The organism is Clostridium sp. DSM 8431 (assembly GCF_900116755.1).
In the GTDB taxonomy this organism is placed as follows: Bacteria; Bacillota; Clostridia; order Clostridiales; family Clostridiaceae; genus Clostridium.
On sequence record NZ_FPBY01000023.1, the window covers coordinates 1 to 19,197 of the forward strand.

At 29.2% G+C, this 19,197-nt stretch carries 18 protein-coding genes; all 18 read right to left on the reverse strand.

What is annotated here, in order from left to right; genetic code table 11:
* Positions 1-360: 360 nt before the first annotated feature.
* The 18 genes from BM384_RS03740 to typA all read right to left on the reverse strand — a co-directional run bounded on the left by BM384_RS03740 (position 361) and on the right by typA (position 19,100).
* Positions 361-2,040: an ATP-binding protein gene (locus tag BM384_RS03740; RefSeq protein WP_090011211.1), complete on the reverse strand. Its 1,680-nt coding sequence runs from the start codon at positions 2,038-2,040 to the stop codon at positions 361-363.
* Entirely contained in the window at positions 2,030-2,743 is a 714-nt protein-coding gene (locus tag BM384_RS03745; protein WP_090011213.1) for a response regulator transcription factor, read from the reverse strand. The genes BM384_RS03740 and BM384_RS03745 overlap by 11 nt, the downstream gene beginning before the upstream one ends.
* Before the next feature lie 9 nt (positions 2,744-2,752).
* Positions 2,753-3,493, reverse strand: a complete 741-nt coding sequence (gene pgeF, locus BM384_RS03750) for a peptidoglycan editing factor PgeF (protein WP_090011215.1) — start codon at positions 3,491-3,493, stop codon at positions 2,753-2,755.
* A 403-nt stretch (positions 3,494-3,896) separates the two neighbouring features.
* Positions 3,897-4,349: a transcriptional regulator NrdR gene (nrdR, locus tag BM384_RS03755; RefSeq protein WP_090011216.1), complete on the reverse strand. Its 453-nt coding sequence runs from the start codon at positions 4,347-4,349 to the stop codon at positions 3,897-3,899.
* A gap of 69 nt (positions 4,350-4,418) precedes the next feature.
* Positions 4,419-4,685, reverse strand: a complete 267-nt coding sequence (locus tag BM384_RS03760) for a YlmC/YmxH family sporulation protein (RefSeq protein WP_090011218.1) — start codon at positions 4,683-4,685, stop codon at positions 4,419-4,421.
* A 111-nt stretch (positions 4,686-4,796) separates the two neighbouring features.
* Positions 4,797-5,570, reverse strand: a complete 774-nt coding sequence (sigG, locus tag BM384_RS03765; RefSeq protein WP_090011220.1) for an RNA polymerase sporulation sigma factor SigG — start codon at positions 5,568-5,570, stop codon at positions 4,797-4,799.
* A gap of 81 nt (positions 5,571-5,651) precedes the next feature.
* The gene (sigE, locus tag BM384_RS03770) at positions 5,652-6,359 is read right to left on the reverse strand and encodes an RNA polymerase sporulation sigma factor SigE (RefSeq protein WP_090011222.1); all 708 of its coding nucleotides are present in this window, start codon (positions 6,357-6,359) and stop codon (positions 5,652-5,654) included.
* Positions 6,360-6,369: 10 nt separating this feature from the next.
* On the reverse strand, positions 6,370-7,173 hold the full coding sequence (locus BM384_RS03775) for a sigma-E processing peptidase SpoIIGA (protein ID WP_175537272.1): 804 nt from the start codon (positions 7,171-7,173) through the stop codon (positions 6,370-6,372).
* Between the two features lie 217 nt (positions 7,174-7,390).
* Positions 7,391-8,509 (reverse strand): cell division protein FtsZ, encoded by a 1,119-nt coding sequence (gene ftsZ, locus BM384_RS03780; RefSeq protein ID WP_090011226.1) that lies wholly within the window; start codon positions 8,507-8,509, stop codon positions 7,391-7,393.
* A gap of 13 nt (positions 8,510-8,522) precedes the next feature.
* Positions 8,523-9,794, reverse strand: a complete 1,272-nt coding sequence (locus BM384_RS03785) for a cell division FtsA domain-containing protein (protein ID WP_090011227.1) — start codon at positions 9,792-9,794, stop codon at positions 8,523-8,525.
* Between the two features lie 103 nt (positions 9,795-9,897).
* Positions 9,898-10,947, reverse strand: a complete 1,050-nt coding sequence (locus tag BM384_RS03790; protein WP_090011229.1) for a type IV pilus twitching motility protein PilT — start codon at positions 10,945-10,947, stop codon at positions 9,898-9,900.
* A gap of 106 nt (positions 10,948-11,053) precedes the next feature.
* Positions 11,054-11,752: an RNA polymerase sporulation sigma factor SigK gene (gene sigK / locus BM384_RS03795; protein ID WP_090011231.1), complete on the reverse strand. Its 699-nt coding sequence runs from the start codon at positions 11,750-11,752 to the stop codon at positions 11,054-11,056.
* Positions 11,753-11,943: 191 nt separating this feature from the next.
* Positions 11,944-13,428, reverse strand: a complete 1,485-nt coding sequence (locus BM384_RS03800) for a penicillin-binding transpeptidase domain-containing protein (RefSeq protein ID WP_090011254.1) — start codon at positions 13,426-13,428, stop codon at positions 11,944-11,946.
* 164 nt (positions 13,429-13,592) lie between these two features.
* The gene (udk, locus tag BM384_RS03805) at positions 13,593-14,210 is read right to left on the reverse strand and encodes a uridine kinase (protein ID WP_090011234.1); all 618 of its coding nucleotides are present in this window, start codon (positions 14,208-14,210) and stop codon (positions 13,593-13,595) included.
* A gap of 22 nt (positions 14,211-14,232) precedes the next feature.
* Complete coding sequence (locus BM384_RS03810; protein WP_175537273.1) at positions 14,233-15,477, reverse strand: peptidase U32 family protein; 1,245 nt, start codon at positions 15,475-15,477, stop codon at positions 14,233-14,235.
* A 1-nt stretch (position 15,478) separates the two neighbouring features.
* Positions 15,479-16,129: an O-methyltransferase gene (locus BM384_RS03815; RefSeq protein ID WP_090011236.1), complete on the reverse strand. Its 651-nt coding sequence runs from the start codon at positions 16,127-16,129 to the stop codon at positions 15,479-15,481.
* 17 nt (positions 16,130-16,146) lie between these two features.
* Positions 16,147-17,172: an endolytic transglycosylase MltG gene (mltG, locus tag BM384_RS03820; RefSeq protein ID WP_090011238.1), complete on the reverse strand. Its 1,026-nt coding sequence runs from the start codon at positions 17,170-17,172 to the stop codon at positions 16,147-16,149.
* 107 nt (positions 17,173-17,279) lie between these two features.
* Complete coding sequence (gene typA, locus BM384_RS03825; RefSeq protein WP_090011240.1) at positions 17,280-19,100, reverse strand: translational GTPase TypA; 1,821 nt, start codon at positions 19,098-19,100, stop codon at positions 17,280-17,282.
* Between the last annotated feature and the right edge of the window lie 97 nt (positions 19,101-19,197).

Here is a 19,197-nt window from a genome sequence, read left to right on the forward strand (position 1 = left end):
TATCAATTTCGAAATTTCATCTACTTATTGATGTATTATCAGACCTCCCCAGGTAAGAACGTGCACTTTCACTTCATCTATCTGCCACATTTACTCTGTCTATTTCGGATAGTTATAGGGCTTTACTTTGTTTTGCAAGCTTACCCATAGACATAAGCCTCAAATGTGATTTGTGTACCTCAGACCAAAGTTTTGCTGCCGACTTCCTTCAGATTCCACCTCACAATGGACACCCTTGTCTTAAGCTATACGGTTGGCACTATCAGCCCCCGTTACGGACTTTCACCGATTAGTGCACACCCATGCTGGGCGCACAAAAAAGAAGACCAACAGTAGCTATAAAACTACTATCGGTCTTCTTTATATATGTTTAATTTTTACTGTAAATTTACTACCTACTCCAACTTCACTTTGTATATCTATATCTCCATTAAAATACTTAACTATATGTTTTACTATAGCTAAGCCTAAACCTGTGCCTTCACCTTTTCTTGCTTTATCGACTCTATAAAATCTTTCAAAAATTCTTGGAAGATCTTCTTTAGGAATACCTATGCCATTGTCTTCAACCTCTAATATATAGACATCATCTTCATTATAACTTCTTATAATAACTGTGGAGCCCTCGTTAGAGTACTTAACTCCATTTTCAACAAGATTTAAAACAAGCTGCAAGAACTTATCTTTATCTCCATATAAAAGATAATTATTACTCTCTTCTAATATTATCTTAGTATTTTTAGAATTAGCAAAGTTTTTTACCATACTAACAACATCTTCTATTTCATTATTAGGATAGAATTCTTCTTCTATCCTTCCAACTTCACTTTCAATTTTAGAAAGTACAAGAATATCATTTATAAGCCTTGTAAGTCTTTCTGATTCCTTATAAATTATATCTAAGAATTTTTTTCTTGTTTTATCATCTTCAACATACATTAAAGTTTCAGCAAAACCTTTAATAGATGTAATAGGTGTCTTAAGTTCATGAGAAACATTTGCAACAAACTGGCTTCTCATATTTTCAAGTCTTTTTATATCAGTTATATCTTGAACAGTTATTACTTTTCCTATCTTTTTCAAATCATAAACAATAGGTGACTTTTTTATCCTAAGCTGTCTTTCTACAGGATTTAAAAGTTTAATTTCTGCTTCATTAAGCTTATCATTAAGTAAAAATTCACAAAAATCATAATCACTAATACAGTCATTAATTTTCTCTCCAGTAATATCTCTTCTTATTCCAAAAATTCTTTTAGCATAAGGATTAATTGTTATTACCTTTCCTTTTCTATTAACTGCTATAACTCCACTTTCCATACAGCTTAATATAGATTCAAGTCTGTTTTGTTTATCAACAACATTATTAATTTGATTTTGAAGTTCATCAGCCATAATATTAAATGTTCTTCCTAGGGAGCCTATTTCCCCTTTTCCGTCACACTTAACTCTCATATGCATATCTCCATGTGCAATTTTACATGTAATATCCTCTAATTCTTCTAATGGCGCGACAATTGCTTTTATAATTCTTTTAGATAGTACAATAGACAGAACAATTACCACCACTATTATTATAATCCAATAAATAAAAATATCTCCATCAAAATAAGAAACTGTTTTTAGAGGCACCGATGTTCTTATAACATTACCATTATTAAGCTTTTTGGCATAATATACAGTCTTTTCATCTGTATAACTACTAGAACGAACTGAACTACCTTCACCATTTTTTAATGCCTGCAATACTTCTTCTCTATTTTTATGATTTTCATCCACATCTCCAATTGAATCATAAATCACTTTTCCTTCTTTATCTATAACAGTATATCTTACTTTAGCATTATTAATTGTATAAGAATCTATTATACTTTCATCATCATCATCATAAAGCTCTGCTATACATTTGTTAAGATTTTTTAAAGATTCCTTTGTTCTTTTTATTTCTTGCGTATTAGTAAGTATACTAAAGAGACCAGTAGAGCTAAGAAGAACAAACATTATCACTATTATTATAGAAGTTAAAATTTTACTCTTCATAATTTGCACCAGAATTAAATCTATATCCCATTCCTCTTATTGTTTCAATAAATCTAGGATTTTTGTCATCTTCTTCTATCTTCTTTCTAATATATCTTATATGTACATCTATTGTTCTTGTTTCTCCAATATATTCATATCCCCATATTTTTTCAAGGAGATTTTCTCTTTGCAATATTCTGCCTTTATTCTTTATTAATATCTCTAGAAGTTCAAATTCTTTAAGAGTAAATTCAACCTTTTTGTCTCTTACAAAAACTTCATGCCTTTCAAAATCAACAGTAAGTCCTTCACATTTAAATTTTTGCGAATCACTATCTAATACTTTTGCACTTCTTCTAAGAACTGCCTTAACACGTGCTTGAAGTTCTCTTATAGAAAAAGGCTTTGTCATATAGTCATCTGCTCCAAGTTCTAAACCTAATACCTTATCAAACTCTTCTCCTTTTGCAGTAAGCATAATTATAGGTGTCTTTGAAATTTCTTTATCCCCTTTAATTGCTTTACATACATCATAGCCATCCATTCCTGGAAGCATAAGATCTAAAAGCACAATATCAGGCCTTTCTCCTTTTGTAATCTTTACAGCATCAATTCCATTATTAGCTGTAATTATTTCATATCCTTGACTTTCTAGATTAAACTTTATAAGTTCAATTATATGTTCTTCATCATCAACTATAAGTACTTTTTTTTCTGCCATGTTTTCCCCCTACTTTATAAATACAAAAGCAAATAATCTTCCATAGTCACCATTAGAGGCCCTATAAGAAAATAACTTTATACCTTTTTCACAATGAGTGCATAAATTAAGAGAATTAATATTATCTTCTTTAATCCCTAAGTCTCTTAAATCTTTTAAAATACATTCTTCCATGCTTAAATTTCTTCCTTGGAATAATTTATTTTCATCTATGTCCTTTTCATTTATAAATTTTTCTTTAAGTTCTTCTGATATTTCATAACAGCATTGTCTTATATGAGGTCCTATAAAAACTTTTAAGTCCCTTACATTCACCTTATACTCAGTAACCATTTTTTCTACAGTTTTTTTAGTTATTGATTTAAAAGTTCCCTTCCACCCAGAGTGAATAGCTGCTATAACCTTCTTTTTATCGTCAACAATAATAACAGGTGTACAATCTGCTGTAAAAACTCCTATCATTGTATCTTCTAAATTTGTAATTAAGGCATCACCTTCATTTTGTATAAAGATATCCTCATCTTCTCCATTATAAGAAAAAACTATGTCTGAATGTATCTGCTTTAAATAAGCTAAATTTTTAACATTAAATTTAGTTTTTAAAGCCTTTAAATTCTTTACTCCCTCTTCTGTATTTCTATTATAGCTTATATTATTTTCTGCTGTTGAAAAAACAACTTCTGTATTATCATTACTGATAACTATAAAGTCATCAACTTTCTTTAATTCACTTTTATCTAATTTAATCATTACATCCTCCAAATACAATCCTATCACTTAATAACAAATTAATCTTATACTTAACAATATTTTAACTTACCTTTAACATATAAAAAAGTCCTTTAATAATTAGTATATAGTTTTGGAAATTCTATACTTTTCCATATGTGAACAAAATGGCTGACGCCACGCTTTTCAGCGCAGGAAGCAGCTTTATTTTGCCATGCAAAAGGTTCTAAAAGTAAAATAATTTCATATTAAAATACAATTTAATTATTTTGCTTTCAGGTTCTTTTGCGGCCTACAATTATTTTTTAATGCATTTGACAATTTCAATATGAGAAAGCCAGTCAAAAATCAGTGTTTAACATCAAAAAAATTTTATACTTTCCCATGCATTAAAAAAGCTACTGAAAAACAGTAGCATATTTTATTATTTAGTCATTAAATTTTTAATTTCCTCTAAAAATGTATTTATATTTTTAAACTGTCTATATACAGATGCAAATCTTACATATGAAATTTCATCTACTTCCTTTAATTTATCCATAACCATTTCACCTATGTATTCACTTTGAACCTCTGTTAACATTCTATTTGATATCTTCTTTTCAACAAAGGCTGCTATATCTTCTATCTGCTTACGTGAAACAGGTCTTTTTTGACATGCAATAATTAATCCATTGATTATTTTTTCTTTATTAAAATTCTCTCTAGTTAAATCTTTCTTTACAACAAGTATAGGAATATCTTCTATCTTTTCATAAGTAGTATATCTCTTACCACATCCTAGACATTCTCTTCTTCTTCTTATAGTATTGTTATCATCAGTTGATCTTGAGTCAACTACTTTACTCTCTTCATATGAACAAAATGGACATTTCATTTAAATTCTAACCTTTCTTAATCTTATTATTATCTATATTATACCTAGTTTTTTTATAGTAATCTAGTTTTATTCATATATTTTATAATTATCTTCTCCGCCATAATCTACTAAGATGACATCTATACCAACTTTGTTAATATTGCTCCATGGAATTTCTATATCTTCTGTCTTTCCAAACCAACCCTTAGCCTCTCCTGGAAGAATAATAGATACTACTTTCATAGCATCCTCATCAAGTTTAATATCCTTTATAAAACCCATTTTGCTTCCTGTATTAATATCAATTACTTCCATTGTTTTCATTCCATTTATTGAGCTTAAATTCTCTTCCATGTACTCCCCCCCCAGTATCCTTTTATATTAATATATTAAAAACCTATTGTTATATAACAAAAAAATGATGATAAAAACCCCATAAAATTTTTATCATCAAATACAAATGTACTATACGTGCTTTCGCATATGTTTTAATGCTGTTTTTTCAAGTCTTGACACCTGTGCCTGAGATATTCCAATTTCATTTGCTACTTCCATCTGAGTTCTGCCATTAAAAAATCTTAAATTTAAAATAAGTTTTTCTCTATCACTTAATTTCTTCATTGCCTCTTTAATAGATATATTTTCAAGCCAGTTTTCATCAGTATTTTTATTATCACTTACTTGATCCATGACATAAATTGCATCTCCTCCATCATGATATATAGGCTCATATAAAGAAACAGGATCTTGAATTGCATCTAAAGCAAAGACTACATCTTCTCTAGGAATATTTAATTCCTTAGATATTTGAGAAATTGAAGGCTCTTTATTATTATCTTTTATAAGCTTATCTCTTATAACAAGAGCTTTATATGCAATATCTCTTAGTGATCTACTTACTCTTATAGAATTATTGTCTCTAAGATATCTTCTTATTTCACCTATAATCATTGGAACTGCATAAGTTGAAAACTTAACATTTTGGCTTAAATCAAAATTATCAATTGCCTTCATAAGTCCAATACAACCTACTTGAAATAAATCATCAACATTTTCTCCTCTGTTATTAAACCTTTGAATTACGCTTAATACTAATCTTAAATTTCCTTTAATGAATTCTTCTCTAGCACTTTTATCGCCATTATGCATTCTAAGTAAAAGCTCCCTTTTTTCTTTTTCCTTAAGCACTGGCAATTTTGATGTATTAACCCCACATATTTCTACCTTGTTAATAATCAATATAATTCACCCCTTCGGAAGTAATAACTAACTGCATTATTAATTATTTCCGATAGACGTCCCTTTTATACTAAAGACAAACTATAGCATTCTACTAATTTCTTTTTTTAATCTATTTATTATTTTCTTTTCCAGTCTAGAAATGTATGACTGGGATATTCCAAGCATGTCAGCAACTTCTTTCTGAGTCTTCTCTCTTGTACCAAACAAGCCAAATCTTAGCTTAACAATTTCTTTTTCTCTATCATTTAAACTTTTTAAAGCGATAAATAAAAGCTGTTTATCTACTTCATCTTCTATAAGATTATAAACAGTATCATTTTCAGTTCCTAAGATATCTGATAAAAGAAGTTCATTTCCATCCCAATCTATATTAAGGGGTTCATAAAATGATATCTCAGCTTTAACTTTACTATTTCTCCTTAGATACATTAAAATTTCATTTTCTATACATCTTGATGCATATGTGGCAAGTTTAATTTTCTTTTCAGGATTAAAGGTATTTACAGCCTTAATCAGTCCTATAGTTCCTATAGAAATAAGATCTTCTATATTTACCCCTGTATTTTCAAATTTTTTTGCAATATATACTACTAATCTTAAATTTCTTTCAATTAATGTACTGCGTACTGTATTATCCCCATCTAGTATCTTTTTTATAAGCTCCTCTTCCTCTTCCTTTGATAATGGTGGTGGAAGAGCTTCATTCCTGCCTATATAATGTAATTTTCCTTCAAGGAACTTAAACCTTTGTAAAAGTCTGTTTAATAATATATCTAATTTTGCCATACTGCCTCCTCTATATTACCCCTCTTGATAGCAATGCATTAAATTCTCTTTCCCTGCTTAATACTTCTTTGCAGAGACAAACAATTGCATCAACCTCTCTAAACCTATTACTATCCTCATATATCTTTATATCATTTACTTTAAATCCCTTTAGCTTTCCATTATATCCTATAGCACTGTAATTTATATAAAACAACTTATCTTCAGGTATTTCTAAATTTGCAAATACATCTTCTTCTACTAAAATACATGGCAGATTGGTTACAGGTTCCCTTAGTTCATTTCCAGTATCCAAAAAAGCTCTAGCTACATATATTATATTATTTATATTTATTTCTATATTGAAAATAAAATTACTAAATAAATTTTTTTCTCTTAGATACATACACACCCTCTCTACAAAAATATAAATAATCATTGCTGAAATAATAATATATTTTGATGAAAAGTTATTAATAGTTGTTCCCTTTATAAAGCTATATCCAAGTTCTTTTTGAGAAAAATAATAACAAAGTCCACTTAATATAAGAGCATTTATTATATAGATTCCTCCTGCCTTTAAAGCAGTTATCTTTCTCTTTCGCCCTAAAGATATTAATACAATTATATAGGCCATAACAAACTCAAAACACATAGAAGAAAAGAACCTTAATTCATCGAAAATAATAACAATTGTATAAATTGATCCTATAAGTGCACTAATTATTAATCTTTTACTTTTTACTTTTATCCTTAATATATTAAAGGTTACTATTAATAAAAATAGATCAATTATAAAATTTTCAATTAGTATAACATCTAAATATACATCCAAATATACTCCCCTCTTTTCATAGATAAATTATAGTCTAATGAGATTTAAAATTTTGTCACAATTGAAATCAAGACATATTTTTTTATAGTTATTATTTTTACAATTAAGTCAATAAATTTTTATCTTATCTTTTTTTTCGTTAATTTTAACTTTTTAATATATAAAAAAAGAACGTTACATTTATAAAAAATGTAACGCCCTTTTATAGATGTAAATTCTATTTTCTTGTTCTTCTTAAGAATACAGGAATATCTAAATCTTCTTCCTCTTCTTCTTCAACCTTTTCTTCTTTTACAGATTCTTTAGGCATTTCAGCTTCAACTTTTTCAGGAGTTTGCCTTACAGGAGTCTGTCTTGAAACTGGAGCTTTTTCTTCATGTCCTTCTGTTTCAAATCCTGTAGCAATTACTGTTATTCTTATTTCATCATTTAATGTTTCATCAATAACAGCACCAAAGATTATATTAGCATCTGGATCTGCAGATTCTCTTACTACGTCTGCAGCTTCATATACTTCTAAAGCTCCTAAATCTTCTCCACCTGTAAAGTTTAATATTACACCAGTTGCACCATCTATAGATGTTTCTAATAGAGGTGATGCAATTGCTTGTCTAACGGCGTCTGAAGCTCTACTGTCTCCTTTTCCATATCCTACACCCATGTGTGCTAAACCTTTATCTAACATAACTGCCTTAATATCCGCAAAGTCGGCATTTACAACCCCAGGTATAGTTATAAGGTCTGAAATAGCTTGGACACCTTGTCTTAATACATCATCAGCCAACTTAAATGAATCTAATAAAGTTGTTTTCTTATCTGCCATAGATAATAATCTTTCATTAGGTATAATTACTAATGTATCAACTTTATCTTTTAAATTAGCAATTCCCATTTCCGCGAATCTCATTCTTCTTTTTCCTTCAAATGGAAAAGGTTTAGTTACAACCCCTACTGTAAGGATATCTAATGACTTAGCTATTTCTGCAACAACTGGAGCTGCTCCTGTTCCAGTTCCGCCACCCATACCAGCAGTAATGAACACCATATTAGCACCTTTAATAGCTGCTGTTATTTCTTCTCTACTTTCTTCAGCTGCTCTTTGTCCTATTTCTGGATTTGCACCTGCACCAAGTCCTTTAGTTAACTTTTCTCCTATTTGAATCTTTTGATTAGCATGAGAAAGCATCAATGCTTGCTTATCTGTATTAACGGCAATAAACTCTACATTCTTTACTCCTTCAACAATCATTCTATTAACGGCATTACTTCCACCGCCTCCGCAGCCAATTACCTTAATATTAGTTAATTCCTGCATATCTACTTCAAAATCTAACAAAGTAATTCCTCCTTTAGAATATGTCACCTAAAATTTTTTTAATTTTACCAACTATACTATTGTTATTATTATTCTTTCTTTCTTTTACTTTAGGCTGTTCTGTTTCTTTTTTCTCATTTAATAAATACTCTAATTCTTTATCATTTTTTGTATCTTCTTCTTTTAATAAAATCAGTCTATCAGATACCTCTTTCACTATTGCAAGCGATGTTATATTTAATGAATTTTTCATTCCTAAATACTCTTTCGTAACAATTCTTACCTTTTTTGTAAGCTCATTATGTACTATTTCATCAATATTCTCATAACAAGTCATACCATCTCCATATAATATTATACTACAAATGTCTTCATAATAGGAAGAGTTTTTTAACTTACCATCAAGTAATTTTAACATTTCCTCTAACCTTGCCTTGGTTACTTCATAAAATAGAGTTTTAGAAACACTACTTTCTCCAATTTCAATAATATCCTTATCATCTCTATTTTCATATAATGATACATAATTATCTGAACATATAAGCTTTATATTTTCAGCTTCACTTTTGCTATATTCCCCACAAATAGCAAGATCATTAGTAACGTTATTTCCACCTAAAGGTATACTTCCTATCTCTTCTATTATTCCATCCTTAAAGAAAGCATAATCTGTTGTTCCAGCTCCAGAATCCACAAGAACTCTTACTCCATCAGCATCTTCTCCATTTAAGAATACTTGTTTTCCTGAATATATATTAACAAGAAAACCTCTTATGGTACATCCTGCACTACCTATTACATTTTGATATTTTTCTATCTCTTCTTTTTTTGCAATAAAATATGTTACAGAAACTTCAAGTTTTTGTTCAACTAATCCTATTACATTTTTTAAACTTGGCCTTCCGTCTAGGGTATAGAAATTTATTACTGAATCTATTATCACTTCATCTTCATCTAAGTGAATAAGTTCACAACCTCTAGAAATAGCTTTTTTAATGTGTTTAGCTTTAACCTTTCCATCTTCTAAAAAGATATCTGGTTTAGCTTCACTAATTCTTACATATCTTGATGATATGCCTACATACAATTCTTGTATAGGCTCATCAACCTTATCTTCAAATTTCTCTACTAATTTAACAAATGACTCAGTGCATTTAATTTCGTCCTTAATTAATCCCTTCTCAATACCTTTAGATTCTTCTGCCAAATATCCTATAATTTCAATATCTTCTTCACACATCACTCCTAAAGAAATTGAAAGCTTTTTACTACCAAAATCAACTGCAGCTATCTTTTCTTTATGCATTTCATATGTATCCTCCTTGCTAACAGCATATTATTCTTATTCAACACAAAATCACAAATTCCTTTAAAAATTATTATTTTTAAAATTTTTTTATAGATATGTTCTAAAATATTGTGTAAATATAACTTTTATCCCTACAATTAATTAACATACCATTTTTAGATATGTACCCTTTATTGTATAGATATACTAAAAACATATCAATAGTCATCATACCATCTTTTTTTCCTGTTTGCATTGCAGCTTGAATTTGATGTATTTTCCCTTCTCTTATTAAATTTTTAACAGAAGATGTAACATTTATCACTTCAAAAGCTGCTATACGTTCTTTATTATCGTACCTTTTTATAAGTTTTTGATATATTATGCCCTTTAATATCATTGAAAGACGAATTTTTATTTCATTTTGCTCCTCCTTTGGAAAAGCATTAATTATTCTTTCAATAGTTTCTACAGCCCCCATAGTATGTAAGGTTGTTAAGACTAAGTGTCCTGTTTCTGCTGCTTTTATAGCTGTTCTTATTTCATCTCCATTTCTAACCTCTCCTATAAAAATAACATCTGGATCTTCTCTTAAAGATGCTTTTAATCCTTTATCAAAATCCTTTGTATCTCTTCCAATTTCTCTTTGATTTATTATAGATTTATTATTTTCAAAAATATATTCTATAGGATCTTCTAAGGTTATTATATGACAAGCTCTAGTATTGTTAATTTCATTAATCATACTTGCAATACTAGTACTTTTACCAGAACCAGTACATCCAGTAACTAAAATAAGCCCACTATTTTCTTTTGTAAAGTCTTTAACAATTTCAGGACAATGTATATCTTCTAAAGATGGTATATCATTATTAATAATACGTAATTCAATTGCATCATTTCCCTTTTCTTTAAAAACATTTACTCTAAATCTACCAAGATTATTTATTTCATAAGTTGTATCATATTCATAAGCTTCTTTATATTTTATAATTGACTCTTTTAAAATTTCCTCTACCATACTTTTCGTATCACTACTAGTTATTAATTCACCTTTTAATTTAATCAACTCACCATTTACCCTAAAAACAGGAGGTGCATTGCAGTAAAGATGGATATCCGATGCATGCATTTTTATACCTATTAATAATAAATCTTTTAAACAATACATTTTTAATATACCTCTCTTTTATTATTCTTCTACTATATTAATTATATCCATAAATAAAAAAACTAAATCTTCCTACTTAATAATAAATAGAAAGATTTAGCATTAATTATCCTTTACTTTGCAAGGCCTTTTCTAATTTTTTCAAAGCTTTTTTCTCTATTCTTGAAACATATGACCTTGATATATTAAGCATTGCTGCTATTTCTCTTTGCGTTTTACATCTTCCATCTTCTAAGCCATATCTCATCTTTATTATATTACATTCTCTATCACTTAATATTTCAATCATTTTACAGTACAAAGCTTTTATTTGAAGATTATTTTCAACCTTATCAATTACAGAATCTTTTTCACTGCTTAATACATCTATAAGACATATTTCATTACCTTCTTTATCTACCCCAATTGGATCTTGCAGATATACTTCACTCTTTTGTTTTTTACTATTTCTAAAAAGCATTAATATTTCATTTTCTATACATCTAGAAGCATAAGTCGCAAGTCTTGTTCCCTTTGTAACATCAAAGGAATCAATAGCCTTAATAAGCCCTACTGTTCCAATAGATATAAGTTCATCTACATCTTTATTAGGAAATGAATACTTCTTTACAATATGTGCAACCAATCTAAGATTTCTTTCAATAAGTACACCCTTCGCCTTTTGATCTCCATCTCGAAATTTCAAAAGATATTGCAGCTCTTCTTTTTCACTTAAAGGCAAAGGAAAAGTATTATTTCCATTTATATATCCCGTTAAAAATATTGAATTAGATATAAGATTAAGAACACCGCCTAATAAAAACACCCTACTCCTCCTTAATCATTGCTACTACTATAATATTCATTCATAGAGTGTTTATTGACAAAAAGATTAAAAATAAAAAATCTTTTTTCTATATTTTCTTTTTGTTGACAGATTATCTTATAGGTACAGCAGTACTTTTATAACCATACATCTTTTATCCTATCTAAAACTTATATTTATAAATTCGAAAATTATTTAATTTCTTTAACTATCTCCCCAAATATAGGTGCAGCAGTATTTCCTCCACCAGCTTCTTCTCCCATATCATAAATTTCATTAATATCTGGAACAAAAACTGTCATAGTATATGTTTTATTATTTATAGTAAAGTATCCTGTAAACCATCCATGAGTGGTATTATTGCTTCCTGTAGCTGACCCTGTTTTTCCTCCAACTATAGTACCTTCTACAGCCGCCTTTTTTCCTGTACCACTACTTACAACATCAATCATTGTATTTTTAACTAATTTACTAGTAATACTGCTAAAAACTTTTTCTTTTTGAGTCTCTATCTGTTTTTTCACATTATCGCCACTATCTAATATTTTATCTATTATATGAGGCTTTATATATACCCCATCATTAACAAAAGCATTTGTAAAACCTAGAACTTGAATAGGAGTCACTGTTATACATTGTCCTATAGAAATATTAGTCATACCCATATCCTCATCTGGTTTTATTCCTGAGGCTTCATTTCTCCCTTCACCTTTCATATTTAATACAGGAGAAAATAATCCAAGCTTTTCTGAGTATTCCATAAGTTTTTCATAACCTAATTTTTCACCAATAGCAGCAAAAACATCATTACAAGACTTAATAAGCGCATCTCTTACTGTAATTTTTCCATGGACTCCTTCTTTGCATATCTTACCCGTACAAGTAAAGATATCATTCATCCCAACTTTTCCTTCCTCTAAAGCTCCTCCTAAAGTTATAAGTTTGTATACTGACCCAGGCTCATAACCCATTCCTTCAATACATAAATTAACATTTGCTAAAGTCTCATCCTTTTGAACCATAGCCTTAACTGCTCCAGTATCACTTTCCATAAGTAAAACTCCAACGTTTTTAAATTTCTCAAATTCATCTCTATTTAAAACTTCTCTTATTTTATCTTGAAGTTCTTCATCAATTGTAAGTTGAATTTTATTATTCTTGTCTACATCTGTTTCCTTTGAGTATATAGATTTTTCATCTAAAGAAAAATTCTTTATGTTTTCATTATTATCTTTATTATAATTATATATCTCTTCATCAAAGCTTCCTTCTATAATCTTATACTTTTCTGGCTGCCCAGTAATCATTCCCTCTACTGACCACGCTTCTTTTTTATTAAGCTCTTTATATTCATAAGTATATATTCCTTTAATATTATTAAGCTGTTTTATTTTATTATAGGCTTCTTCTGAAATATCATAATATTTCTTTCCCTCACTTTTTAGTACATCTTGAAAATTAAAATTTTTACATTCTTCCTGCATAATAAAATTTAAATTTAAAAGATTTTCTAAAGTCTCTTCATAATTATTCAAGGAAAAAGGTTTCTTATCAATTACAAGAATATATTTTTTCTTAAAACGCAGTAAATCTTTTCCATTGCAATCAATTAAATTAAATTTAGTATTTGATACTTTTTCACTCTGATATATTTCATTAGTATTAACAACCTGCATAGATGGAAATAATTGAAGCTTTATTAATCTTAAGGCTAATACAGAAATAACGGTTATGAAAAAACACAATATAATTTTTACCCTTTTATCATAACTTCTTAAAAAAATAAAAATACACCTTCTCTCTGTCTTAATTATGAACAGAGAGAAGGCGTATTATTCATCTAACCTAAAAAACTTTTCATTTTTGATACTAAGATATCTATAGCAACTTCATTATTACCACCTTCTGGTATTATAATGTCAGCAAACTTCTTAGTTGGCTCTGTAAATTCAGTATGCATAGGTCTTACTACAGAAAGATATTGATCTATTACAGAATCAACAGTTCTTCCTCTTTCCTTTACATCTCTTAAAAGTCTTCTTATAATTCTTACGTCCGCATCTGTATCAACGAAAACTTTTATATCTAATAAGTCTCTTATTCTCTTATCTTCTAAGATTAATATACCCTCTACTATTATTATTTCTTTTGGTTCAACAACAACTGTTTCCTCAGCTCTATTATGTATTGTAAAGTCATATATAGGTTTCTCTATGGCTTCCCAATTAGACAACTTCTTTAAGTGTTCTACTAAAAGGTCATTATCAAAAGCTCTTGGATGATCATAGTTTGTCTTTTTTCTTTCTTCCATTGTAAGATTGCTTTGGTCTTTATAATATGCATCTTGCTGCATCATAGCAATATTTTCTCCACCAAAACTTTCATAAATCTTATTTGCAATTGTACTTTTACCTGAGCCTGAACCTCCAGTAATTCCGATTAGTATAGGTTTTTTCATTTATTAATCCTCCTCAATTCATTTAAAGGTTAAGAACTTTATTACCTTTTATAAGCATATCTTGTTCTTTTAAAGGCGTTTCAACCTTAACTGTAAATGTCATTCCTGCTCTATTAGCCACATCTGTTTTTACTTTCTTATCAACATCGTACATATCATGTAATTTAACTGTAAAATTAGGTGTTTGAGCTCTTAATACTTCTACAATATCACCTTCAAATACTCTATTCTTTTGTAAAATAACAGCTTCTTTTGTTTCTTCATTGTAAGACATAACAATACCTACTATATCATAATCTCTTATATATGAAGATACATCATAATTTTGTTCACCACTTTTTCCAAAATAAAAGCCTGTATGATAATTTCTATGGCTCACTCTATTAACTAAGTGTTCCCATTCTTTATTAAATACATAATTATCAGGGTCTAAGCAGTATGCATCCACAGCTTCTCTATATGCCTTTACAGTTGAAGCTAAGTAGAATTCACTCTTCATTCTTCCTTCAATCTTTAATGAATCAATTCCACTTTGAACAAGCTCTGGAATATGTTGTATCATACATAAATCCTTAGAGTTCATAATGTATGTACCATCTTCATCTTCTACTACTGGATAATATTCACCTGGTCTCGTTTCTTCAACAAGAGCATATTTATATCTACATGCATTTGAGCAAATACCCTTATTTGCATCTCTTCCTAGCATATAATTTGATATTAAGCATCTTCCTGAATATGCTATACACATTGAACCATGAACAAAAGCTTCTAATTCACAATCTTCTGGAAGGTTTTCTCTAAATCCTTTTATTTCGTTAAAGTTTAATTCTCTTGCAAGAACTATTCTCTTAACTCCTTGATCATACCAGAACTTAGCTGCCATCCAGTTAACAGTGTTAGCTTGTGTACTTAAGTGTATTTCTAATTCTGGAGCTACTTCCTTTGCTATTGTAATTAAGCCTGGATCTCCTACTAAAAGAGCATCAACATTTAAGTCTGCTAATTTCTTTATGTAATCTCCAGCACCTTTTAAATCAACATTTCTTGCATATACATTTACAACTACGTAAACTTTTCTTCCTCTATCGTGGCAGTACTTTACACCTTCTTCAATTTCTTCAAAAGTAAAATTGTTAGAAAAAGCTCTTAAGTTTAATCTTCCTCCACCTAGATATACCGCATCTGCACCATAATCAACTGCTACTTTTAGTTTATTTAAACTTCCAGCTGGTGCTAAAACTTCCGGTTTCTTTATTTGTTTCATCTTAATCGTTCCTCCTCTTGGTAATTGCTATTCCGTCTCCCATTGGAATTACTGATGTTATTAATTCATCGTCATTAGATACCATATCAAGGTAAGTTCTCATTCTTTTAACAATGGTTATTTTACGTCTCTTTACCAATTCATCGCTGGCTACCATCCCCCTAAATAAAACATTATCAGCGATAATAATACCACTTTTATTTAATAATCGCAAACAATGTGGTAAAAAATGATTGTAATGCCCTTTTCCTGCATCCATAAAAATTAAATCAAAGGGTTCATTAAGCTTTTCAAGAACTTCTAAACATTCCCCTTCCATAATCTTTATTTTATCTTCAAGATTAAATCTTTTTAAATTTACTTTTGCAAGTTCAATCATCTTAGGGTCTCTTTCGATAGTAACTATTTCAGTTTTTGTTCCTGCAGCTTCATACATTAATATTGAAGAAAAACCAATAGCAGTTCCAAGTTCTAATATTCTAAGAGGTTTCTTCATATTAACCATAAATTCTAAGAATCTTCCAGTTTCTTCTTGAACTATAGGAACTCCATTTTCTCTTGCAAATTCTTCAATTTCCTTTAATGTACCTTGTTTTTCAGGAACTAATTTCTTAATATATTCCTCCATATAATCGTATGTAATTCCACTCATACTATTATCCTCCAAATTTAATAACCTTGCTCTTTTTTTACTCTTTCATGTTCTTCAGCCGTTTTAGAAAAATGCTGTTTTCCTCCTTGATTCTTTAAAGAAACAAAGAATAAATAATCAGTATCTGCAGGTTCTAATGCTGCTATTATAGATTCCTTACCTGGATTTCCAATAGCTCCTACTGGTAGACCTGAATACTTATAAGTATTGTAAGGTGAATCAATATTTATATCTGAATTTTTTAGCAATTCTTTTCCATCATATCCAACTACATAATTTACAGTAGAACAAAACTGTAGCTTCATGTTTTTCTTAAGTCTATTTTCTATTACAGATGCTACCAATTTACGTTCATCATCTAAAACTGCTTCCTTCTCTACTAAAGAAGCCTTTATTATTATTGTCTCAACTTCTGAAGATTCTATGTCAATTCCTGTTTCTTTCTCTATTTCATCCATCTTCTTTTCAAAATTAGTAAGCATGGCGTAAATAACATCATCAGGTGTAGAATCTTTATCAAAATAATATGTATCAGGAAATAGAAAACCTTCTAAATTATATTTCTTATTTTTATTATCTGAAACATAATCAGGTAACTTATAATTTTTAATAGCCTCTATAAACTCATCCTTTGAAAACATTCCATTTTTTTCAAGAATAGATGCTATATCATCAATTGTTTTACCTTCTGGTATAGATATTACAATTTGTGATGAACTTAAATTCTCTCTTTGTAATATATCTAATATATTATTAAAACTACTGTCACTATCTATAGTATAGTTTCCTGGTTTTAAATTAATATCTTTTCTTTTAAGTTTTAAATCAAGCTTTAGTAAAAATTTATTTCTAAGAACTCCACTTTCACCTAAATTATTTAAAACCCCATTTAATGATTCACCATCTTTAACTTCAATTTGCACTGTTTTATTATCTGTTTTTAAAGGTTTATCAATAATATTTTTATAATATGCTCCACCTAAAATCACAGCAAATATCAAAATAAATAATATCTTTTTTCTTATTTTACTACTTCTATTCATTAAACCACCTATATATAAAAGTAAATAGCCCTAAAATTAGGCTATTTACTTCTACAATTTATTACTACAACACACGTTGAAGAATTTTCAAGTAACAGTTTAAAAAATTACTTCTTCTTTCTGCTCATAAGTCTTCTTCTTTCTCCACTATCAAGAACAGTCTTTCTCATTCTGATATTTTCTGGAGTTACTTCAACTAATTCATCATTATTAATGAATTCTAATGAAGATTCAAGAGACATTACTACTGGTGGTACTAGCTTAACAGCATCATCTGAACCAGATGCTCTTGTATTAGTAAGTTTTTTACCCTTACATACATTGATATCTATATCTTCTGCTCTACCACATACACCAACAATCATACCTTGGTAAACTTTTGTACCAGGTCCTATAAATAATGATCCCTTATCTTGTGCATTAAATAATCCATATGCAATTGCTTCTCCATCTTCAAATGAAACAATTGATCCTCTGCTTCTTGTTTCTATGTCACCTTTGTATGGTCCATAACTATCAAATACATGATTCATTATACCGTTACCCTTAGTATCAGTCATGAATTCATTTCTAAATCCTATAAGACCTCTTGCTGGAATCTTAAATTCTAGTCTTGAATAACCATTAACAGCTGAAGTCATATTAACCATTTCACCTTTTCTAGGTCCAAGCTTTTCCATAACAGGTCCCATGAATTCTTCAGGTACATCAATTGTTAAATATTCCATTGGTTCTAATTTCTTTCCGTTTTCTTCTTTGTATATAACGCTTGCTTTAGAAACTTGGAATTCATATCCTTCTCTTCTCATTGTTTCTATAAGAATTGATAAATGTAATTCTCCTCTTCCAGAAACTTTGTAGCAATCTGGAGTTATTTCTTCAACTCTTAAACTTACGTTAGTTTCTAATTCCTTCATTAATCTGTCTCTTAAGTGTCTTGAAGTTATAAACTTACCTTCTTGACCATCTAAAGGTGAATCATTAACCATGAAGTTCATGCTTAATGTAGGTTCATCTATTTCTACAAATGGTAATGCTTCTGGATTTTCAGCATCTGCTATTGTATCTCCAATATTAGCTTCTAAAACACCACTTACAGCAACTATATCACCCATGCTTGCTTCTTCAGCTTCTTCTCTCTTTAATCCATTGTATACAAATAGATTTGTTATCTTGTAGTTCTTAGTGTTTCCTTCACGGTCCATTAATGCAACATTTTGATTCTTTTTAACAGTTCCTCTATGAATCTTACCAATTGCTATCTTACCAACGAAAGCATTTGAATCTAGTGTAGTTACTAGCATTTGTAAAGGTGCATCTATTTTCCCTTCTGGGCAATCTACATGTTCAATTATTGTTTCAAATAATGGTTGCATTGTAGTGCTTTCATCTTCAACATTGTACTTAGCAATTCCATCTCTTGCTGAAGCATATACTATAGGGAAGTCTAATTGTTCATCATCTGCTCCTAATTCAACAAATAAGTCGAAAACTTCATCTATAACTTCTTCTGGTCTTGCATCTGGTTTATCTATCTTATTAATTACTACGATAGGTCTTAACTTTAATTCTAATGCTTTCTTTAATACGAACTTAGTTTGAGGCATTGGTCCTTCATAAGAATCAACTACTAATAAAACTGAGTCAACCATTTTTAATACACGTTCAACTTCTCCACCGAAATCAGCATGTCCTGGAGTATCTACTATATTGATTTTCACTCCATTATGCATTACTGCAGTATTCTTTGAAAGAATAGTAATCCCTCTTTCCTTTTCAAGGTCATTTGAGTCCATTACTCTTTCTTGAACTTTTTCATTTGTTCTAAAGATATGACTTTGCTTTAAAAGCGCGTCAACTAGTGTTGTCTTACCATGGTCAACGTGAGCTATTATCGCAATATTTCTTATATCTTCTCTTTTCATCATATACCTCCATCTTGGGTTTCTTTTTTTATGTAAACCTATAAATAATTTTCTCCAAAATAAAATTGGATACAGATGTATCCAATTTTCAACAACATTC